This window comes from Nocardioides malaquae (genome assembly GCF_015070385.1).
GTDB lineage: Bacteria > Actinomycetota > Actinomycetes > Propionibacteriales > Nocardioidaceae > Nocardioides > Nocardioides malaquae.
On record NZ_JADCSA010000754.1, the window covers coordinates 1 to 254 of the forward strand.

Consider the following 254-nt stretch of genomic DNA (forward strand, 5'->3'; position numbering starts at 1 on the left):
ATTTTCCTCTGCACCACGTTTGTGAACACGTTAGCCTCTGGCCTGGCTTCACATGCCAGCGTGTCGCGTCTGCTGTATGTGATGGGGCGTGACAATGTGTTTCCGGAGCGCGTGTTTGGCTATGTGCACCCAAAATGGCGGACTCCGGCACTCAACGTCATTATGGTCGGGATTGTCGCGTTGTCGGCGCTGTTCTTCGATTTAGTTACCGCCACAGCGTTAATTAACTTCGGTGCTCTGGTGGCGTTTACCTT

1 pseudogene is annotated in these 254 nt (G+C 53.5%); it reads left to right on the forward strand.

Going from position 1 to position 254, the window contains the following annotated elements:
• Positions 1–254: pseudogene (locus IEQ44_RS16205) on the forward strand (Putrescine importer PuuP); the annotation flags it as partial.